This is a genomic window from Brachybacterium saurashtrense, from assembly GCF_003355475.1.
GTDB classification, from domain to species: Bacteria; Actinomycetota; Actinomycetes; order Actinomycetales; family Dermabacteraceae; genus Brachybacterium; species Brachybacterium saurashtrense.
The window spans coordinates 625,138-640,984 of the sequence record NZ_CP031356.1 but is presented as its reverse complement, the minus strand read 5'-3'; the positions used below and the strand labels follow the sequence as shown (position 1 = coordinate 640,984).

The window sequence follows — 15,847 nt, the reverse complement described above, 5'->3', positions numbered from 1 at the left end:
CGCTCAGCGGGTGAGGAAGCGGCGCAGACCGCGCAGCGCCAGCTCGAGATCCGCGACCGGCACGTGCTCGTCGTCGGTGTGGGCGAGCAGCGGGTCCCCGGGGCCGAAGTTCACCGCCGGGGTGCCGAGCGCGGAGAAGCGCGCGACGTCGGTCCAGCCCTGCTTGGCGGCGACCGGGACGTCCTCCCCCAGGGCGGCGAGGAACTCCTGGGCCGCCTCCGAGTCCAGGCCCGGCAGGGCGCCGCCGGCGGCGTCGGTGACGGTGATCTCGAGATCGAGCCCGGCCAGCAGCTCGCGCACGAACGCCTCCGCCTGGACGACGGTGGTGTCCGGGGCGAAGCGGTAGTTGAGCAGGGCCGTGGCGCGGTCGGGGATCACGTTGCCGGCGATGCCGCCGGAGATCCCCACCGCGTTGAGGCACTCGCGGTACTCGAGGCCGTCGATCACGGCGCGGCGGGACTCGTGCGCGGCGAGGCGCTCGAGCACGGGCGCGAGGCGGTGGATCGCGTTGTCCCCCACCCAGTCGCGGGCGGAGTGGGCGGCGACGCCCCGGGCGGTGACCTCGAGCTTCATCGTGCCCTTGCAGCCTCCCTCGACCGCGGCGGAGGTGGGCTCGCCGAGGATCGCGAAGTCCGCCTCGAGCAGCTCGGGGCGCTCGGCCGCGAGGCGGGTGAGCGCGTTGTCCGCCGCGGCGACCTCCTCGTGGTCGTAGAAGATCCAGGTGAGGTCCACGGGCGCGGCGTCCGCCTCGACGGCGAGCGCCAGGAACACGGCCACCCCGCCCTTCATGTCGCAGCTGCCGCGCCCCACCAGCTCCTCGCGCCCGTCCCGGTGCCGCCGGGTCGAGGGCAGGTTGTCCGCGATCGGCACCGTGTCCAGGTGCCCGGCCAGCAGCACCCGTCGGGACAGGCCGCGGTGGGTGCGGGCGATGACGGTGTCGCCGTCGCGGAGCACCTCGAGGTGCGGGGCGTGGGTGCGCAGGGCCAGCTCGACCGCATCGGCCAGCACCCGCTCCTGGCCGGAGACGGAGGCGATGTCGACGATCGCGGCGGTGAGGTCCACGATGTCGGCGCGGGGGTCGAGGACGGGGGTCTCCTGGGAGCTCATGGACCTCATCGTGCCACGTCGGCCCCGAGCGCCCCGCCGGCGCGGGCCAGGCGCAGCGCGACCGCCTCGGCGTGACGCAGCAGCTGGGCGCCGGTGCCGGGCTCGGCGGTGATCGCGGAGCCGGGCTGGGCGGTGGTGACGGGCACCCCCACCAGCAGCCGTCGCTCGAATACGGTGCCGTCGGCCCCGATCGGCGAGTACAGGCCGTCCACCGCGATCGAGCCGGTGAGCATCCGCTTCCGCGTGCCGCGGGAGGCCCAGGAGTCCTTCTGCACCTCGCCGCGCTCCCTCCACGCGCCCAGCAGGGCGCTGCGGTAGGCGGGCAGGTCCACCGGCGGCAGGTGGGCCTCGAGCACCCCGTCGCACAGCAGCGCCGGCCGGTCCCCGCCCCGCACGGCGAAGCGCCCCGCCGTCTCGTCGATGTCCACGTGCAGGCGCGGCCCGGTGAAGCGCAGCAGCGACGCCTCCTCGAGGGCCAGCACCTGGCGGGCCCGCAGCACCGGCGGCCCCGAGGCCCAGGAGGCGAAGGCGTTGCGCAGGTGCCCGTCGATGTCGCGGCGCACCGACTCGGTGGTGTAGGCGCCGAGGTCGGTGAGGCGCCCCACCTGTATCCGCAGCGCGATCAGCACCCGGTACACCAGCACCCAGGCCGGGTCGGGGGCGGTGGCGGCGCGCAGGGCCCGGCGCAACACGTCCCGGGTCCACATGTGGGGGTCGGTGCCCGCCTCGAGCATCCTCTCGCCGCGCCGGCCGAAGGGGAACAGCAGCGCGAGCAGCGCCTCGTCGCTCGCCAGCTCTCGGTGGCCCGCCTGCGTCAGGGCGCGGCGCAGCTCGGCGAGCATCAGCGGCATCACGTCCCGCTCGTGGTCCACGCCCTCCGAGCGCACCGCCAGCTCGAGCACCCGCTCCCCGGTGAGCACCTGCGGGACCCACGGCTCGGGCAGGCGCGCGCCCAGATCGGGCTTGGGCCGGTACACCATCCCGGAGCGGGAGCCCACCACCAGCAGCGGCTCCCCTCCCCCGGGCAGGTAGCGCAGCCCCGAGGGGGTGGAGGCCTCGGGCACGAAGCGGCCGCCGGCGACCTCGGTGAGCATGCCGATGGCGTCGTAGAAGTTCAGGCCCATCCCCGCCACCGCGACGGCCTCGCGACCCAGCAGCGCCCCGTAGTCCACCTCCAGCGGGTTGGCCGGGCCCAGGTGGAGCAGGCCGTGGCGCGCGGCGGCGTCGGCGAGCTGCTGGGAGCGGGGCCCGAGCGCGGTGGGCAGGTGGCCCAGGGCGAGCGCGACGGCATCGGTGCGCAGCACCCGCCCGTCGGAGAGCCGCACCCGCTGGGGGCCGTCCGCCGGGCCGGTGACGTCCACGGCCTCGGCGGCGTGGGTGACGATCCGCAGCCGGGACGGGTCCGCCTCGGCGCGGGCGGTGGCGAGCACGTGGGCGAGGTAGCGGCCGTGCGCGGCGCGGGAGGCGAAGTCCGTGGGGGCGAGGCCCTCGGCGGCGAGATGGTCGGCGAGGGTGGGCCTGCCGGGGGCCGGCAGCGCCGCGTGGCAGGACGCGTCGGGGTACATCGTGGTCTGGCAGGTGGTGGTGTTCATCAGCAGCACCTCGGACTGGTCGTGCCGCCAGACGGCGCCGCCGAGGCCCGCCTGGGGGTCGATCAGGTGCACGGTGAGGGCGCCGTCCCAGTGCGGGGTGCGCGAGGCGGCGACCAGCCGCTCGACGATCGCCGTGCCCCGCGGTCCCGCTCCGACGACGGCGACGGTGCGGACGGGATCGGGGGCTGCGGTCATCTGGTCATTATGGCGCGGGAGGGGATCTGGGACGATGTGCGCATGACGACTCCCGCTCCGTCGCCGCGACATCTGCCGCACAGCGGCACCTCCACGCCTCCCGGCCTGTTCGGGGGGAGGCAGGCCGCGAGGGTCCGCGCGATCGTCAACGCGGACCTGCTGCCGCGGGAGCGGGCCTCCGCCGACGCGATGGTGATGACGGCCTGGCTCACCGCCGAGCAGCGGGCGCAGTACGCGCCGTCGCTGCGCTCCGGACCCTCGACGGAGGAGTTCCTGCAGCGCCTGGCCGACGAGCGCCGCGTGGTGCTCGAGGAGGGCGCCGATCCCGTGGACGACGAGCTGTACGCCGCCCATGCGGCCGAGGAGGCCGCCCGCCAGCTGCCGCTGCGCGTGATCGAGACGGCGGCGCTGCTGGCCGTGCTGGCCTGCCTCACGGTCACCGTGTGGCTGGGCCTGGAGGAGCAGGGCCCCGGGCTGCTCGAGCGGGTGCCCGACCGGGCCCCGGTGCTGCTGATGGGCGCCGCACTCGCCGCGGTGCTCGCAGCGGTGGTGGGCGGCATCGCCACCCGTCGCCGGGACCGGATGCTGCTGGACTGGGCGGTGACCCGCCCCGGCCAGCTGGGCCGAGGCCTGCCGCTGCGGCGCCCCCTGCAGGGCTCCTCGGCGGGCCCGATCCTGCTGCACTCCCTGGGCCCCGCGCTGTGCGTGGGCGCCGGGGTGCTCGCGATCGTGGCGGGCGCGGCGATCCTGCTGATCACGCTGACGACGGACGGGCAGGGCGGGACGGCGCGCTGGGCGCCGTGGCTGCTGGGCGGCGGTGCGGCCGCCCTGGTGGCGGCCGTACTCGCCGTCTACCTCCGCTCGCGGCGCCAACTGCGCGTGGCGCGCCGCGCCCGGGCCGCGGAGTGGATCGGCCCGCTCCCGCCGCAGGAGCAGCCGCCCGCGGTGTGAGCGCGCCGGCCGCTGCGGGCCCCGGCCCGCTCCACCGCCCGAGGCGGGACGGCAGGAGATCCTTGCCGAGCTCTGCACGGCACGCGTGCAGGGTGGCGAGGCGCCCGAGGAGACGGCCGCCTCAGAGCGCGCGGGACGAGGTCCCTCACCACAGGCGGTGCATTCCGGTACGCAGGAGCCGACTGCGGTGCTCTGCACGGCGCGCCTCGCCCTCTGCGTCCCTGTCGACCCGGACACGGGGACTGTGCGGCGAATGGGGACGGCGCAGCGCGGACCGTCGCCGACCGATCCATGCCAGCAGGCGGAGGCCTGCACGGGGCGCAGGGCCGTCGACTGTCGTCGGCGTGACGGAGTGCGCCGCAGGGCGAGCGGCGCGAGCGGACACGAGTGCGGCGGTCATCACGGTTCTCCTCATCGGTGGCAGCTGGCGGACAGCGTGCTGTGCCTCCAGACTAATTCCGCCACACATAGTGCGCAAGACTTATTGCGCACTGTTCGTTGGTCGTATCCCTCGCCGTAGACTCGCCGCATGAGCTCTGCCGCCGACAGTCCGACCAGTGCCGCTCACAGCGAGGGGGAACCTCGCTACGCGACCCGTGACCAGCTCAGGGCGATGGCCCATCCCGTGCGGATGCGCATCATCGAGCGGGTCGGCCGGCGCGGCACCGCGCGGGCCGCGGATCTCGCGGCCGATCTCGACATGCCCGCGAACTCGGTGAGCTACCACCTGCGGACCCTCGCCCGTGGGGGCGTGATCACGGAAGCCCCGGAGGCCGCTCGAGACAAGCGGGACCGCGTCTGGAAGCTCGCCCAGAGCAACTTCCAGCACGCGCCGGCGGCGACGCCGACGGGGCAGGCGGTCGGCGTGGACCACGAGTACCTCGAAGCGTCGGGGGCGACCACCCTGTCCGCCATCGAGTGGATCCGCTCCGCCTGGGCAGCCGAGATCGCCCAGCGCACCGCACACTTCCCCGAGACGGAGGAGCGGCAGGCATTCGCCCGGCTGATCTCGGCCCCGCTGCGGCTCTCGCCCGGCCAGGCGCGCGAGCTCTTCGAGACCGTCGCCGCGAAGATCGACGAATTCGTCTCCCTGAACCGCGACGAGAGCGGTGCGGACCTGCCCGGAGATCCCGATTCGGAGGGGGACGCCCAGGATCTCCAGATGCTGTTCACCGTTGTCGGCGGGCGCCCGCACCGCGCCGGCCCGGAGGGGGCGCAGGCCGCCAGCCCTCACTCCTCCTCGGCGGCGAGCCCCTCCTCGCGGGCGTAGCGCTCCCACTGCGGGGCCGTGGGCACCCGGCGCAGGTCCGGGCCGAGCAGCCCCACCGCCGCGCCCGCGATCAGCACCGCCGTGAAGCCGAGCAGCGTCGCCAGCGCGCCGACCAGCTGCAGCCCCCACCCGGCGGCGGCCGGGGCCAGCGGCATCAGCGCCGAGGAGACCAGCCGCATCAGGGAGCTCACCCTCCCCTGCATCGGCACCGGCGTGATGTGGGTGAAGAAGCCCTGGCTCGCGGCGTTGATCGCCGGCAACCCGATGCCGAGCACCGCATAGGCCGCCCCGATCCACACCAGGCCCGGCGCGAACGGGAGGAACACCCCCACTGCGGCCATGAGCAGCACCGGAGCGATGGCGAGCGCCCCCGTGGGCACCGTGTCCACCAGGCGAGGCGCCAGCACGGCGCCCAGCAGGATCGCCGCGGCCAGCACGGTGTTCAGCAGCCCGATCCGGGTGGCGGGCACGCCCGCGTCGGCGAGGTCCAGCAGCACGGTGAACAGCAGGCCGTTCGCCCCCAGGTTCACCGCGCAGGAGATCGCGAGCATCTGCAGCCGGATCGGCTGGGAGACGCACCAGCGCAGCGCCTCGCGCAGGTCGTCCCGCACCCGGGTGCGGGCGGCGCCCTCGGCGCGCGGCAGGTACCGCCCGCGCATGGCGAGGGTCGCCGCCACCGTGCCCAGGTTCCCCAGCAGCTGGGCGAGGGGCGGGAAGGCGATCGACAGTCCCAGCAGCGCCCCGCCAGCCGGTCCGGAGCCCATCTCCACCGCGGCCTCGCGCCCCTGGTTCACCGCGACCGCGCGGGGCAGCTGCGCGGGGGGCACCAGCTGCTTGAGCATCGCGTTCGAGGCACCGCCCAGGAGGGTGTGCCGCAGGCGGTCGGCGAAGGCCAGCAGGGCCAGCACCACGGCACCGGCCGTTCCGGTGAGCAGCACCGCCACCAGCACCGCCTGGACCGCCGCCCCGGTGAGCCCGGCGAGCAGGCGCAGCCGCCGCCGCTCGTGTCGATCGGCGAGCAGGCCCCCGGGCACCAGCCCCACCAGCGCGCCGACGCCCTGGACCAGCGCCACCATCCCGGTGACGCCGAGGGAGTCGGTGACCATGAAGGTCACCAGCGGAAAGGCGAAGGTGCCGATCCCCGTGCCCATGTCCGCCAGCAGATCGCCCAGCAGCCACTTCAGGTATTCGAGGTTGCGGCGCAGCGGCGGGGCCGCCGCCTCCGGCGCCTCGTCCGGCCCGCGAGCGCCGCTCATGGCGCCTCCGGCCCGTCGGGCGATGTGGCCTTCCCCGCGACAGGCCGGACGGGCCCGCCGCCGGGCCCGCGGGGTTCGTAGACTTCCCCCATGAGCAAGACCACGGACTCCCCCGCCACGAAGGCCTGGGGCATCGCACTCACCACTCTCGCCGCCGACGGCTCCGTCCTCGACGCATGGTATCCCTCGCCCCAGCTCGGCGAGGCGCCTTCCGACCTCTACCAGCACCCGCTGCACGCCCAGCTGAGCGCCGCCGCCCGGGCCGACGAGGTGCGCGGCACCACCCAGGAGGTCGCGGTGCGCGCGGTCGACCTGGCGGAGCCGCCGGCCGACGCCGTCGACGCCTACCTGCGCCTGCACCTGCTCTCCCACCGCCTGGTGCGACCCAACGCGCAGAACCTCGAGGGGCTGTTCGGCCGGCTGACGAACGTGGTGTGGACCTCCGAGGGGCCCTGCGCGGTGGCCGGCTTCGAGGAGACCCGTCTGCGCCTGATCGCCGCGGGCCGCACCCCGACGGTGCTCTCGCTGGACAAGTTCCCGCGCATGGTCGACTACGTGCTGCCGGCCGGCGTGCGGATCGGCGACGCGGACCGGGTGCGCCTCGGCGCCCACCTCGCCGAGGGCACCACCGTCATGCACGAGGGCTTCGTGAACTTCAACGCCGGCACCCTGGGCACCTCGATGATCGAGGGCCGCATCTCCCAGGGCGTCGTGGTGGGCGACGGCTCCGACGTGGGCGGCGGCGCCTCCACCATGGGCACCCTCTCCGGCGGCGGCACCGAGCGCGTGAACATCGGCCGCCGCTCCCTGGTGGGCGCCGAGGCCGGCGTGGGCATCGCCCTCGGCGACGACTGCGTGGTCGAGGCGGGACTGTACGTCACGGCGGGCACCAAGGTGGAGCTGATCGGCGAGGCCGGCACGGAGCCCCACGTGGTCAAGGCGCGCGAGCTCTCCGGGGCGCCGAACCTGCTGTTCCGCCGCAACTCGCTCACCGGCGCGGTGCAGGCGGTGGCCCGCGAGGGCCAGACCGTCGAGCTCAACGCCGCCCTGCACGCGAACTGACCGGCGGACGGGACGGGCGAGGTGGGCGCACACGCCGCTCGGCGCCGACGCGGGACCCGCTCCGCGGCGCGCCACCTCGCCGTCCCGCTCGTGATGGTGCTGCTGTTCGCGGGCATCGCGGGCGGCAGCTACGTGGCGCTGGAGCGCTACGGCTCCCCCGCCCACGAGGGCACCTGCGTCGCCTCGGGCCTCGGCACCAGCCACCGCTACACCACGGACAGGGTGGCGAACGCGGCGCTGATCAGCGCCGTCGCGGTGGACCGGGAGCTGCCGCCACGAGCGGCCTCGATCGCGCTGGCCACCGCGTACCAGGAGTCGCAGCTGCGCAACATCGACTACGGCGACCGCGACTCGCTGGGGCTGTTCCAGCAGCGGCCCTCCCAGGGCTGGGGCACCGAGGAGCAGATCATGGATCCGGTGTACTCCTCCAACGCCTTCTACGACGTGCTCGAGACGCTGCCCGGCTATCAGAGCGCGGACATCAACGACATCGCCCAGCAGGTGCAGCGCTCCGGGCATCCGGAGGCGTACCGCGATCACGAGACCGAGGGGCGGCTGTACGCCTCCGCGCTCACCGGGCAGTCCGGCCCCAACCTGCGCTGCACCCTGCGGCCGGTGGGCGCCACCGCCTCCCCCGAGCAGGTGCGCGGCGAGCTCGCCCGGCAGTTCCCGCGGGCGGTGGAGTCCGGGCGGCTCTCCTCCACCCTGGACTCGGCGACCTCCGCGGCGCCGCTGCTGCCGGCCGGTGCGGGCGCGACCGCGCTGGTGATCGACACCGGCGGGGACGAGGCGCTGGGGTGGGCCGTCGCGAACTGGGCGGTGGCCCGCGCCGCCGAGGACGGCGTGGTGCAGGTCAGCCACCGCGGCCGGGTCTGGGACCGCACCGAGCACGGCGAGAGCGCCGACGGCTGGGGCGAGGCCGAGGGCGGGGACGCCGAACGCGTGGTGGTGCTGGTCAGCGAACGGTGAGACCGCGAGCGCGGAACTGCTCCCGCACCCGCTCGACCACCTCCGCCGAGGGCGGCTGCACGTCCCGCAGCCGGTACTGCATCCCCAGCGCATCCCACTTGTCCTGGCCCATGGTGTGGAAGGGCAGCACCTCCACCCGCTCGACCACGTCCCGCCAGCGCTCCACGATGTCCGCCACGCGCTCCACGTTCTCGACCGCGTCGGTCCAGCCCGGCACCACCACGAAGCGCACCCAGGTCGCGATCCCTGCGCGCGCGAGGCGGTCGCCGAAGTCCACGGTGGGCTGCAGGGCGCGGCCGGTGAGAGCCCGGTAGGTCGCCTCGTCGCCGCTCTTGACGTCCAGGAGCACGAGGTCGACGTCAGCGAGGAACTCGTCCTTCGCGACCGCGCCGAGATACCCGGAGGTGTCGATCGCGGTGTGGATCCCGAGCTCCTTCGCGGTGCGCAGCACGGCGCGCGCGACGGCGGGCTGCATGAGCACCTCCCCACCGGAGAGCGTGATCCCGCCGCCGGTCACGGCGAACACCCGGCGGTAGCGCCGCAACAGCCGCTCCAGCTCCGCGAGCTCGACGTCCTGCCCGCGCCGCATCTCCATGGTGTCCGGGTTGTGGCAGTACACGCACCGCAGCGGGCATCCCGCGAAGAAGATCGTCAGCCGCGTGCCGGGGCCGTCCACGGCGGTCACGAGCTCCCAGGAGTGGATCACGGCCAGCCGGCCCTCGCGCAGCGCCGTGAGCCGCTCGGACCGGGCCAGTCCCGCCTCCGCCATGCCCTCGATGCCGGCGCCGGCCCGCCGGTTCCGGGCGGGCCGACCCAGCAGGTCGGTGCTCTGCGTCATCGCTTTCCTCACGCCCTCCGGCGCTCAGGCGCTCTGGTGGAAGGTGCGCTCGAGCACATCGAGCTGCTGCTCACGGGTGAGCTTCACGAAGTTCACCGCGTAGCCGGAGACGCGCACGGTGAGATTCGGGTACTCCTCCGGGTTCTCCATCGCGTCGACCAGCGTGTCCTTGTTCAGCACGTTGATGTTGGCGTGGAACAGGCCGGACTCGGCGTTGTGCGCGGCGCGGCTCGCCCTCATGGAGGCGAGGCGCTGGTCGAAGGTGGGGGTGGTCATGGGGGTCTCCTCCAGATGAGCGGTGCAGGTGCGGGGGTGGATGGGCTGGTCCGGCGGGGCCGCCGGATGCCGGCCGGCCGACGGTGCACGTCGGCCGGCCGGTGCGACGGTCACTCGTCGTCGATCAGGAAGCCCGCGTCGAGGATCCCGACCAGGTTCGTCACCTGCTCGTCCTTGGTGCGGCCCAGGCCCTGCGGGGTGATGGTGTTGGTCAGCGAGATCCCGTCGAGAGCGTCGTGGTAGTCGAGCTTGCCGACGGAGAGCATCGAGGCGACCATGCCGTGGGTGTCGGCGCCGTTGGCCGGGTTCGCGCCCGGGGAGAACGGGGTGCCGGCCCGGTGCCCGGAGGGGAACGAGCCGGTCGCCTTGCCGTAGACGACGTTCGAGGTGATCGTGAGCACCGACTGGGTGGGGATCGCGTCGCGGTACATCGGGATCTGCGCGATCTTCTGCATCACGGTGTGCACGATCGTGGCGGCGATGTCGTCGGCGCGGTCGTCGTCGTTGCCGTAGCGGGGGAAGTCCCCCTCGGTGAGGTAGTCGACGATCAGCCCGGTCTCGTCCCGCACCGGGGTGACTGTCGCGTAGCGGATCGCCGAGAGGGAGTCCGCGACGATCGACAGGCCCGCGATGCCGCAGCCCATGGTGCGCACGATCTCGCTGTCGTGCAGCGCCATCTCGATCGCCTCGTAGGCGTAGCGGTCGTGGCTGTAGTGGATGATGTTCAGCGCTTCCACATAGGTGCCCACCACCCAGTCGAGCATCTCCTCGTAGCGCTGCCAGACCTCGTCGAAGTCCAGCGGGCCCTCGCCAGTGATCGGGGTGTGCAGCCCCGGCTCGGTGACCTGCTTCCCCGTCACCTCGTCGCGGCCGCCGTTCAGGGCGTACAGGAGAGCCTTGCCGGCGTTGACGCGGGCACCGAAGAACTGCATCTGCTTGCCCACCCGCATCGGGGAGACGCAGCACGCGATCGCGGCGTCGTCGCCCCAGCGCTCCCGGATCTGGGCGTCGGACTCGTACTGGATCGAGGAGGTCTCGATGGAGATCGCGGAGCAGAACTCCTTGTACCCGCTCGGCAGCGACGGATCCCAGAAGACGGTGATGTTCGGCTCCGGGGCGGGGCCCAGGTTCCGCAGCGTCTGCAGCAGGCGGAAGGACGTCTTCGTGACCAGCGGCCGGCCGTCCTCGGCGAAGCCCGCATCGGACCAGGTGGCCCAGTACGGGTCGCCGGAGAAGATCTGGTCGTAGTCGACGGTGCGCAGGAAGCGCACGATGCGCAGCTTGATCACCAGTGCATCGATGATCTCCTGGGCCGCGGACTCGGTGAGGACTCCGGCGGCGAGATCCCGCTCTAGGTAGACGTCGAGGAAGCCGGAGAGACGGCCGATCGACATCGCGGCGCCGTCCTGGCTCTTCACCGAGGCGAGGTAGGCCATGTACGTCCACTGCACGGCCTCCTGCGCGGTGGCGGCGGGGCGGCGCAGGTCCAGCCCGTAGATCTCGCCCAGGCGCACCAGCTTGCGCAGGGCCTTGATCTGCTCGGAGTGCTCCTCGCGGTACCGGGCCCAGTGCTCGCTGAAGCCCTGGTCCACCACGGCGTCCTTCGCCGCCTCCTTCTCGGCGAGGAGCGCGTCGGCGCCGTAGAGGGCGAGGCGGCGGTAGTCGCCGATGATGCGGCCGCGGCCGTAGGCGTCGGGCAGTCCGGTGATGATGTGGCTGGAGCGGGCGGCGCGGATCCGCGGGGTGTAGATGTCGAAGACGCCGTCGTTGTGGGTCTTGCGGTGCTTCGTGAAGATCTCCCGGATGCGCGCGTCCGGCTCCTTGCCCGCCTCGCGGATGGCGGTCTCGACCATGCGCCAGCCGCCAGCGGGCATCATCGCCCGCTTCAGCGGGACGTCGGTCTGCAGGCCCACGATCACGTCGTCGTCCTCGCTGATGTACCCGGCGCCGAAGGCGTCGATGTCCGCGGGGGTGGTGGTGTCCACGTCGTACACGCGCCGACGCCGCTCCTCGGCGAGATAGGTGCGCTCGAGGTGGTCCCAGACGCGCACGGTCTTCTCGGTGGGGCCGGCGAGGAAAGAGGCGTCCCCCTCGTAGGGGGTGTAGTTGCGCAGGAGGAAGTCGCGCACGTCGATCGCGTCCTGCCACGGGCCGGCGGCGAACCCTGCCCAGGCATCACCTCCGGCGGCCTCGGTGCGGGCGCGGTCGGTGGTGGCAGACGTCATGGCGATCCTCCTCGGGGGCGGGGAGGACGGCCGGGGCGTCGCCCTCCGCGATGCCCTCAGGCTAGGCGCCGTGGAGGGGCCCGCTCCGGGACGTCGGTCCCTGCGTGGCCTGCGGTGACGGGCTCCTCCCCGGGACGCGGACGGGCCCGCCGCACGCCCCGTGGCGGGGCGGGCGGCGGGCCCGCGGCGCAGGATCCGTCGGCCTGCTCAGTGGTCCAGGCGGCGCTCCTTGGCGAGCTTCTCCTGGTGGGCGCGGCGCTCGGCCTCGACCTCGGAGGCGAGCTGCTCGAGCCGCAGCTCGGTGGTGCCGGTGCGCGCCGCCATCGGCACGTAGTCGCGCTCGGCCGCACCGGTGTAGATCTGCCGGGGGCGGCCGATCTTGGTCTCCGGGTCGTGGATCATCTCCTGCCACTGCGCGATCCAGCCCGGCAGGCGCCCGATCGCGAACAGCACGGTGAACATGTGGGTGGGGAACCCGATGGCGCGGTAGATGATGCCGGTGTAGAAGTCGACGTTCGGGTAGAGGCGGCGCTCCACGAAGTAGTCGTCCTTCAGCGCGATCTCCTCGAGCTTCATGGCCAGCTCGAGCCGCTCGTCGTGCACGCCGAGCCGCTCGAGCACGTCGTCGGCGATCTTCTTGACGAACTTCGCGCGCGGATCGTAGTTCTTGTACACCCGGTGGCCGAAGCCCATCAGCCGGATGCCTTCCTCCTTGTTCTTCACCTTCTCCATGAAGTCGCGCGGGTCCATGCCCTCGGCCCGGATCTGGTCGAGCATCTCCATCACGGCGGCGTTCGCCCCGCCGTGGGCGGGGCCCGAGAGCGCACCGATGCCCGCGGAGATCGAGGTGAACAGGTTCGCCTGGGCGGAGCCGACCAGGCGCACCGCGGAGGTGGAGCAGTTCTGCTCATGGTCCGCGTGGAGGATCAGCAGCTGCTCCATCGCCCGGACGACGACAGGATCCGCGATGTACTCCTCCACGGGGAAGCCGAAGGTGAGCCGCAGGAAGTTCTCGATCAGGGAGAGCCGGTTGTCCGGGTAGAGCAGGGCGTGGCCCTGGGCGAGGCGGTGCGCGTAGGCCGCCATCGTGGGCATCTTGGCCAGCAGCCGCACGGAGGAGAGCCGCACCTGCTCCTCGTCGAAGGGATTCAGGGAGTCCTGGTAGAAGGTGGACAGCCCCGAGACCCCGGCCTGCAGCACCGCCATCGGGTGCGCGTCCCGCGGGAAGCCGTCGAACATGCGCTTGAAGCGCTCGTCGAGGAGGGTGCGCCGCTCCACCTGGGACACGAAGGTCTCGAGCTGCCCCTGGGTGGGCAGCTCGCCGTGGATCAGCAGGTAGGAGACCTCCAGGAAGGAGGACTGCTCGGCCAGCTGCTCGATCGGGTAGCCGCGGTAGCGCAGCACGCCCTCGTCGCCGTCGATGTAGGTGATCGAGGACTTCGCGTTGGCGGTGTTCATGAAGCCCGGGTCGTAGGTGACCGCCCCGGTCGCCTTGCGCAGGGGACCGATGCCGATGCCCGTGTTGCCCTCGACGGCGGGGACGTGGGGCAGATCGAGGGTGGACTCCCCCGTGGTGAGCTGAGCGGCGGTCGTGGCGTGATCCATGGGCTCTCCGTTGTGCGTGGTCGGATCGGGCTGGCGCCGAGGGGCGCCGTGAGGACTAGAGGCGCTCGAGACGCCCGGCGGCGGCAGTGATCCGCTCGTCGGTCGCCGTCAGGGCGACCCGGACGAAGCTCCCACCACCGACACCATAGAACATGCCGGGGGCCACCAGGACACCGGCGGCGGCGAGGCGTTCGACACTGGTCATCGCCTCCTCGCCGAAGGTCGTCCACAGGTACAGCCCCGCCTGGGAGCCGTGGATCTCCCCGCCCGCGGCCCGCAGGGCGGGGGCGAGCAGATCGCGGCGGGCGCGATAGATCTCACGCTGCCGCGCCGGCGCCTCGTCGTCCTGCAGCGCCGCGACCATCGCCGCCTGCAGCGGACCGGGCAGCATCATCCCGGCCTGCTTGCGCACCGCCACCAGCTCGCCCACCAGCGCGGGATCACCCGCGACGAACGCCGCCCGGTAGCCGGCGAGATTGGACTGCTTGGACAGCGAGTACACGCACAGCACGCCGTCGAGCGAGCCGCCGTTGACCTCCGGGTCCAGCACCGAGGGGACCTCGTCCACCGTCCAGGGCAGCAGCGCGTAGCACTCGTCGGAGGCGACCACGATCCCGCGCTCCCGTGCCCAGGCCACCAGCGCGGCCATCTGCGCCCTGCTCAGCACCTCACCGGTGGGGTTCGAGGGCGAGTTCAGCCACAGCAGGCGGATCCGCTGCGCGGCCGACGGCTCCGGCAGCGCCGCGTCCCCCTCGGCCGCGAGGCGCGCCGGGTCCACTCCGAGCGGCTCCGCGCCGACGAAACGGGCGCCCATGTCGTAGGTGGGGTAGGCGATGTGCGGGAAGGCGACCACGTCCCCCGGACCGAGGCCGAGCTGGAACGGCAGGTGCGCCACGAGCTCCTTGGAGCCGACGGTGGGCAGCACCCCCTCCACGTCCAGGGTGCCGGGCGCGGCGCGGTGGCGGCGCACGAAGTCCACCAGCGCCTCGCGCAGGGCGGGGGTGCCGATGGTGGTGGGGTATCCGGGGCTGTCCGCCGCGGCGGCCAGCGCCTGCTGCACGCTCGCAGGGGTCTGGTCCACCGGGGTGCCGACGGAGAGATCCACCAGGCCGTCCTGATGGGCGGCGGCGAGCTGTCGGGCCGGCACCAGCGCGTCCCACGGGAAGGCGGGCAGGCGCGCGGCGAGTCCGGAGCGTGCGGGGGCGGGACGGGCGTGGGAGGGCATGGCGCTCAGGCCAGCGGGTTGGGCTGGATCGGCAGCGCCTCGATGATCGCGTGGTCCTTGTCGATCACGCCCATCTTGGCCGCGCCGCCGGGCGCGCCGATCTCGTCGAAGAACTCGACGTTGGCCTTGTAGTACTCGGCCCACTGGTCCGGGGTGTCGTCCTCGTAGAAGATCGCCTCCACGGGGCACACGGGCTCGCAGGCGCCGCAGTCCACGCACTCGTCGGGCTGGATGTAGAGCATCCGATTGCCCTCATAGATGCAGTCCACGGGGCACTCGTCGACGCAGGCACGATCCTTCACGTCGACGCAGGGCAGGGCGATGACGTAGGTCATGGGCGGCTTCCTTCCGTCGGGAACGTGTCCCATCATCTCATCCCCCCTGCGCCCCGGGCCGCCTGCGGCGGCGGCGCCGGCAGGAGGTGACAGGTCGCACACCGTCCGCGCCGCGCAGGGCCGCGGAGGCCGGGGTTAGCCTCAGGCGATGACGAAGCACGAGGAGCACCGGGTGCGCGCCGGCTGGGCGCCCTTCCTCCGCACCGGGCGCCGGGTGGTGCTGCGCTACGCGATCGACCGGGAGTCCTCCCCGCACGGCGAGTCGATGACCGATGCGCTGGGCACCATCACCGACGAGGACGATGCCGCGGTGCAGGTGATGACCCGCCGCGGCGAGGTGCGGGTGCCGCGCGCGCTGGTGATCGCCGCGAAGGAGGTCCCCCCTCCCCCGGTCAGGAGGCCGGGGCCCGGCGGGCGCTGACGATGTAGTCGACCCCCGAGACGGCGTGCAGCGCCACGCCCGCCCACAGCAGCGCCTGCACGGCGGGCACCAGCGGCGGCCACCACGCCGCCGCGGCGGCCAGCAGGAACACCGAGGCCATCAGCACGAAGGTGCGGATCTTCCCCAGGCGGGACACCGAGATCCGACCACCCAGCGCCGCGGAGGTGGCCAGCACCGCCATCGCCACGTCGACCACCACGATCACCACCAGCGCCGCCCACGGCAGCAGCTCGGCGAGCGCCAGGGACAGCACGATCGCCGCGAGCCCGATGCGATCGGCGATCGGGTCGATCACGGCGCCGGTGCGGCTGGTCTGGTCCAGGGCGCGGGCCAGCAGGCCGTCGATCCAGTCGGTGGAGGCCCACACCAGCATCAGCACCACGGCGAGCGTGTCCGGGCCGTCCAGCAGCAGCAGGCACACCGGGGCCAGCAGCAGGAAGCGCAGCAGCGTGACCAGGTTCGGGATCGTCGCCCAGTCGGCCCGTGTCGAGGCGCTCAT

15 protein-coding genes are annotated in these 15,847 nt (G+C 73.4%); 5 read left to right on the top strand and 10 right to left on the bottom strand.

Going from position 1 to position 15,847, the window contains the following annotated elements:
• Window positions 1–3 precede the first annotated feature (3 nt).
• Window positions 4–1,116: a succinyl-diaminopimelate desuccinylase gene (dapE, locus tag DWV08_RS02900; RefSeq protein ID WP_115412429.1), complete on the bottom strand. Its 1,113-nt coding sequence runs from the start codon at window positions 1,114–1,116 to the stop codon at window positions 4–6.
• Window positions 1,113–2,894 (bottom strand): FAD/NAD(P)-binding protein, encoded by a 1,782-nt coding sequence (locus DWV08_RS02895; RefSeq protein ID WP_115412428.1) that lies wholly within the window; start codon window positions 2,892–2,894, stop codon window positions 1,113–1,115. Before DWV08_RS02895 ends, dapE begins: the two co-directional genes overlap by 4 nt.
• A 42-nt stretch (window positions 2,895–2,936) precedes the next feature.
• Here DWV08_RS02895 and DWV08_RS02890 point away from each other — a divergent pair, with 42 nt between their 5' ends.
• Together DWV08_RS02890 and DWV08_RS02885 are read left to right on the top strand one after the other, a co-directional pair.
• Window positions 2,937–3,845: a hypothetical protein gene (locus DWV08_RS02890; protein ID WP_115414883.1), complete on the top strand. Its 909-nt coding sequence runs from the start codon at window positions 2,937–2,939 to the stop codon at window positions 3,843–3,845.
• A 529-nt stretch (window positions 3,846–4,374) separates the two neighbouring features.
• Entirely contained in the window at window positions 4,375–5,115 is a 741-nt protein-coding gene (locus DWV08_RS02885; protein ID WP_115412427.1) for a winged helix-turn-helix domain-containing protein, read from the top strand.
• Here DWV08_RS02885 and DWV08_RS02880 read toward each other — a convergent pair.
• Window positions 5,076–6,371, bottom strand: coding sequence for an MFS transporter (locus tag DWV08_RS02880; protein ID WP_115412426.1), 1,296 nt, complete (start codon window positions 6,369–6,371; stop codon window positions 5,076–5,078). The two genes, DWV08_RS02885 and DWV08_RS02880, sit on opposite strands and share 40 nt — an antisense overlap.
• A gap of 90 nt (window positions 6,372–6,461) precedes the next feature.
• Between DWV08_RS02880 and dapD the strand changes: the two genes are divergently transcribed.
• Both dapD and DWV08_RS02870 read left to right on the top strand, forming a co-directional pair.
• The gene (dapD, locus tag DWV08_RS02875) at window positions 6,462–7,433 is read left to right on the top strand and encodes a 2,3,4,5-tetrahydropyridine-2,6-dicarboxylate N-succinyltransferase (RefSeq protein WP_115412425.1); all 972 of its coding nucleotides are present in this window, start codon (window positions 6,462–6,464) and stop codon (window positions 7,431–7,433) included.
• Between the two features lie 93 nt (window positions 7,434–7,526).
• Window positions 7,527–8,402, top strand: coding sequence for a hypothetical protein (locus DWV08_RS02870; RefSeq protein ID WP_420897509.1), 876 nt, complete (start codon window positions 7,527–7,529; stop codon window positions 8,400–8,402).
• Here the strand turns inward: DWV08_RS02870 and pflA are convergent.
• The 6 genes from pflA to fdxA all read right to left on the bottom strand — a co-directional run bounded on the left by pflA (window position 8,389) and on the right by fdxA (window position 14,906).
• Window positions 8,389–9,240 (bottom strand): pyruvate formate-lyase-activating protein, encoded by an 852-nt coding sequence (gene pflA, locus DWV08_RS02865; protein WP_115412423.1) that lies wholly within the window; start codon window positions 9,238–9,240, stop codon window positions 8,389–8,391. The genes DWV08_RS02870 and pflA overlap by 14 nt on opposite strands.
• A gap of 24 nt (window positions 9,241–9,264) precedes the next feature.
• Complete coding sequence (grcA2, locus tag DWV08_RS02860; RefSeq protein WP_115412422.1) at window positions 9,265–9,516, bottom strand: autonomous glycyl radical cofactor GrcA2; 252 nt, start codon at window positions 9,514–9,516, stop codon at window positions 9,265–9,267.
• A gap of 110 nt (window positions 9,517–9,626) precedes the next feature.
• Window positions 9,627–11,741, bottom strand: coding sequence for a pyruvate formate lyase family protein (locus DWV08_RS02855; RefSeq protein ID WP_115412421.1), 2,115 nt, complete (start codon window positions 11,739–11,741; stop codon window positions 9,627–9,629).
• Between the two features lie 207 nt (window positions 11,742–11,948).
• On the bottom strand, window positions 11,949–13,346 hold the full coding sequence (locus DWV08_RS02850; protein WP_115412420.1) for a citrate synthase: 1,398 nt from the start codon (window positions 13,344–13,346) through the stop codon (window positions 11,949–11,951).
• A 55-nt stretch (window positions 13,347–13,401) separates the two neighbouring features.
• Complete coding sequence (gene dapC, locus DWV08_RS02845; RefSeq protein ID WP_115412419.1) at window positions 13,402–14,571, bottom strand: succinyldiaminopimelate transaminase; 1,170 nt, start codon at window positions 14,569–14,571, stop codon at window positions 13,402–13,404.
• A 5-nt stretch (window positions 14,572–14,576) separates the two neighbouring features.
• Window positions 14,577–14,906, bottom strand: coding sequence for a ferredoxin (gene fdxA, locus DWV08_RS02840; RefSeq protein ID WP_115412418.1), 330 nt, complete (start codon window positions 14,904–14,906; stop codon window positions 14,577–14,579).
• A 148-nt stretch (window positions 14,907–15,054) separates the two neighbouring features.
• On the opposite strand from fdxA, the gene DWV08_RS02835 reads away from it, so the two are divergent.
• Window positions 15,055–15,327, top strand: coding sequence for a putative acetyltransferase (locus DWV08_RS02835; protein WP_115412417.1), 273 nt, complete (start codon window positions 15,055–15,057; stop codon window positions 15,325–15,327).
• Here the strand turns inward: DWV08_RS02835 and DWV08_RS02830 are convergent.
• Window positions 15,299–15,847: a CDP-alcohol phosphatidyltransferase family protein gene (locus tag DWV08_RS02830; RefSeq protein ID WP_115412416.1), complete on the bottom strand. Its 549-nt coding sequence runs from the start codon at window positions 15,845–15,847 to the stop codon at window positions 15,299–15,301. The genes DWV08_RS02835 and DWV08_RS02830 overlap by 29 nt on opposite strands.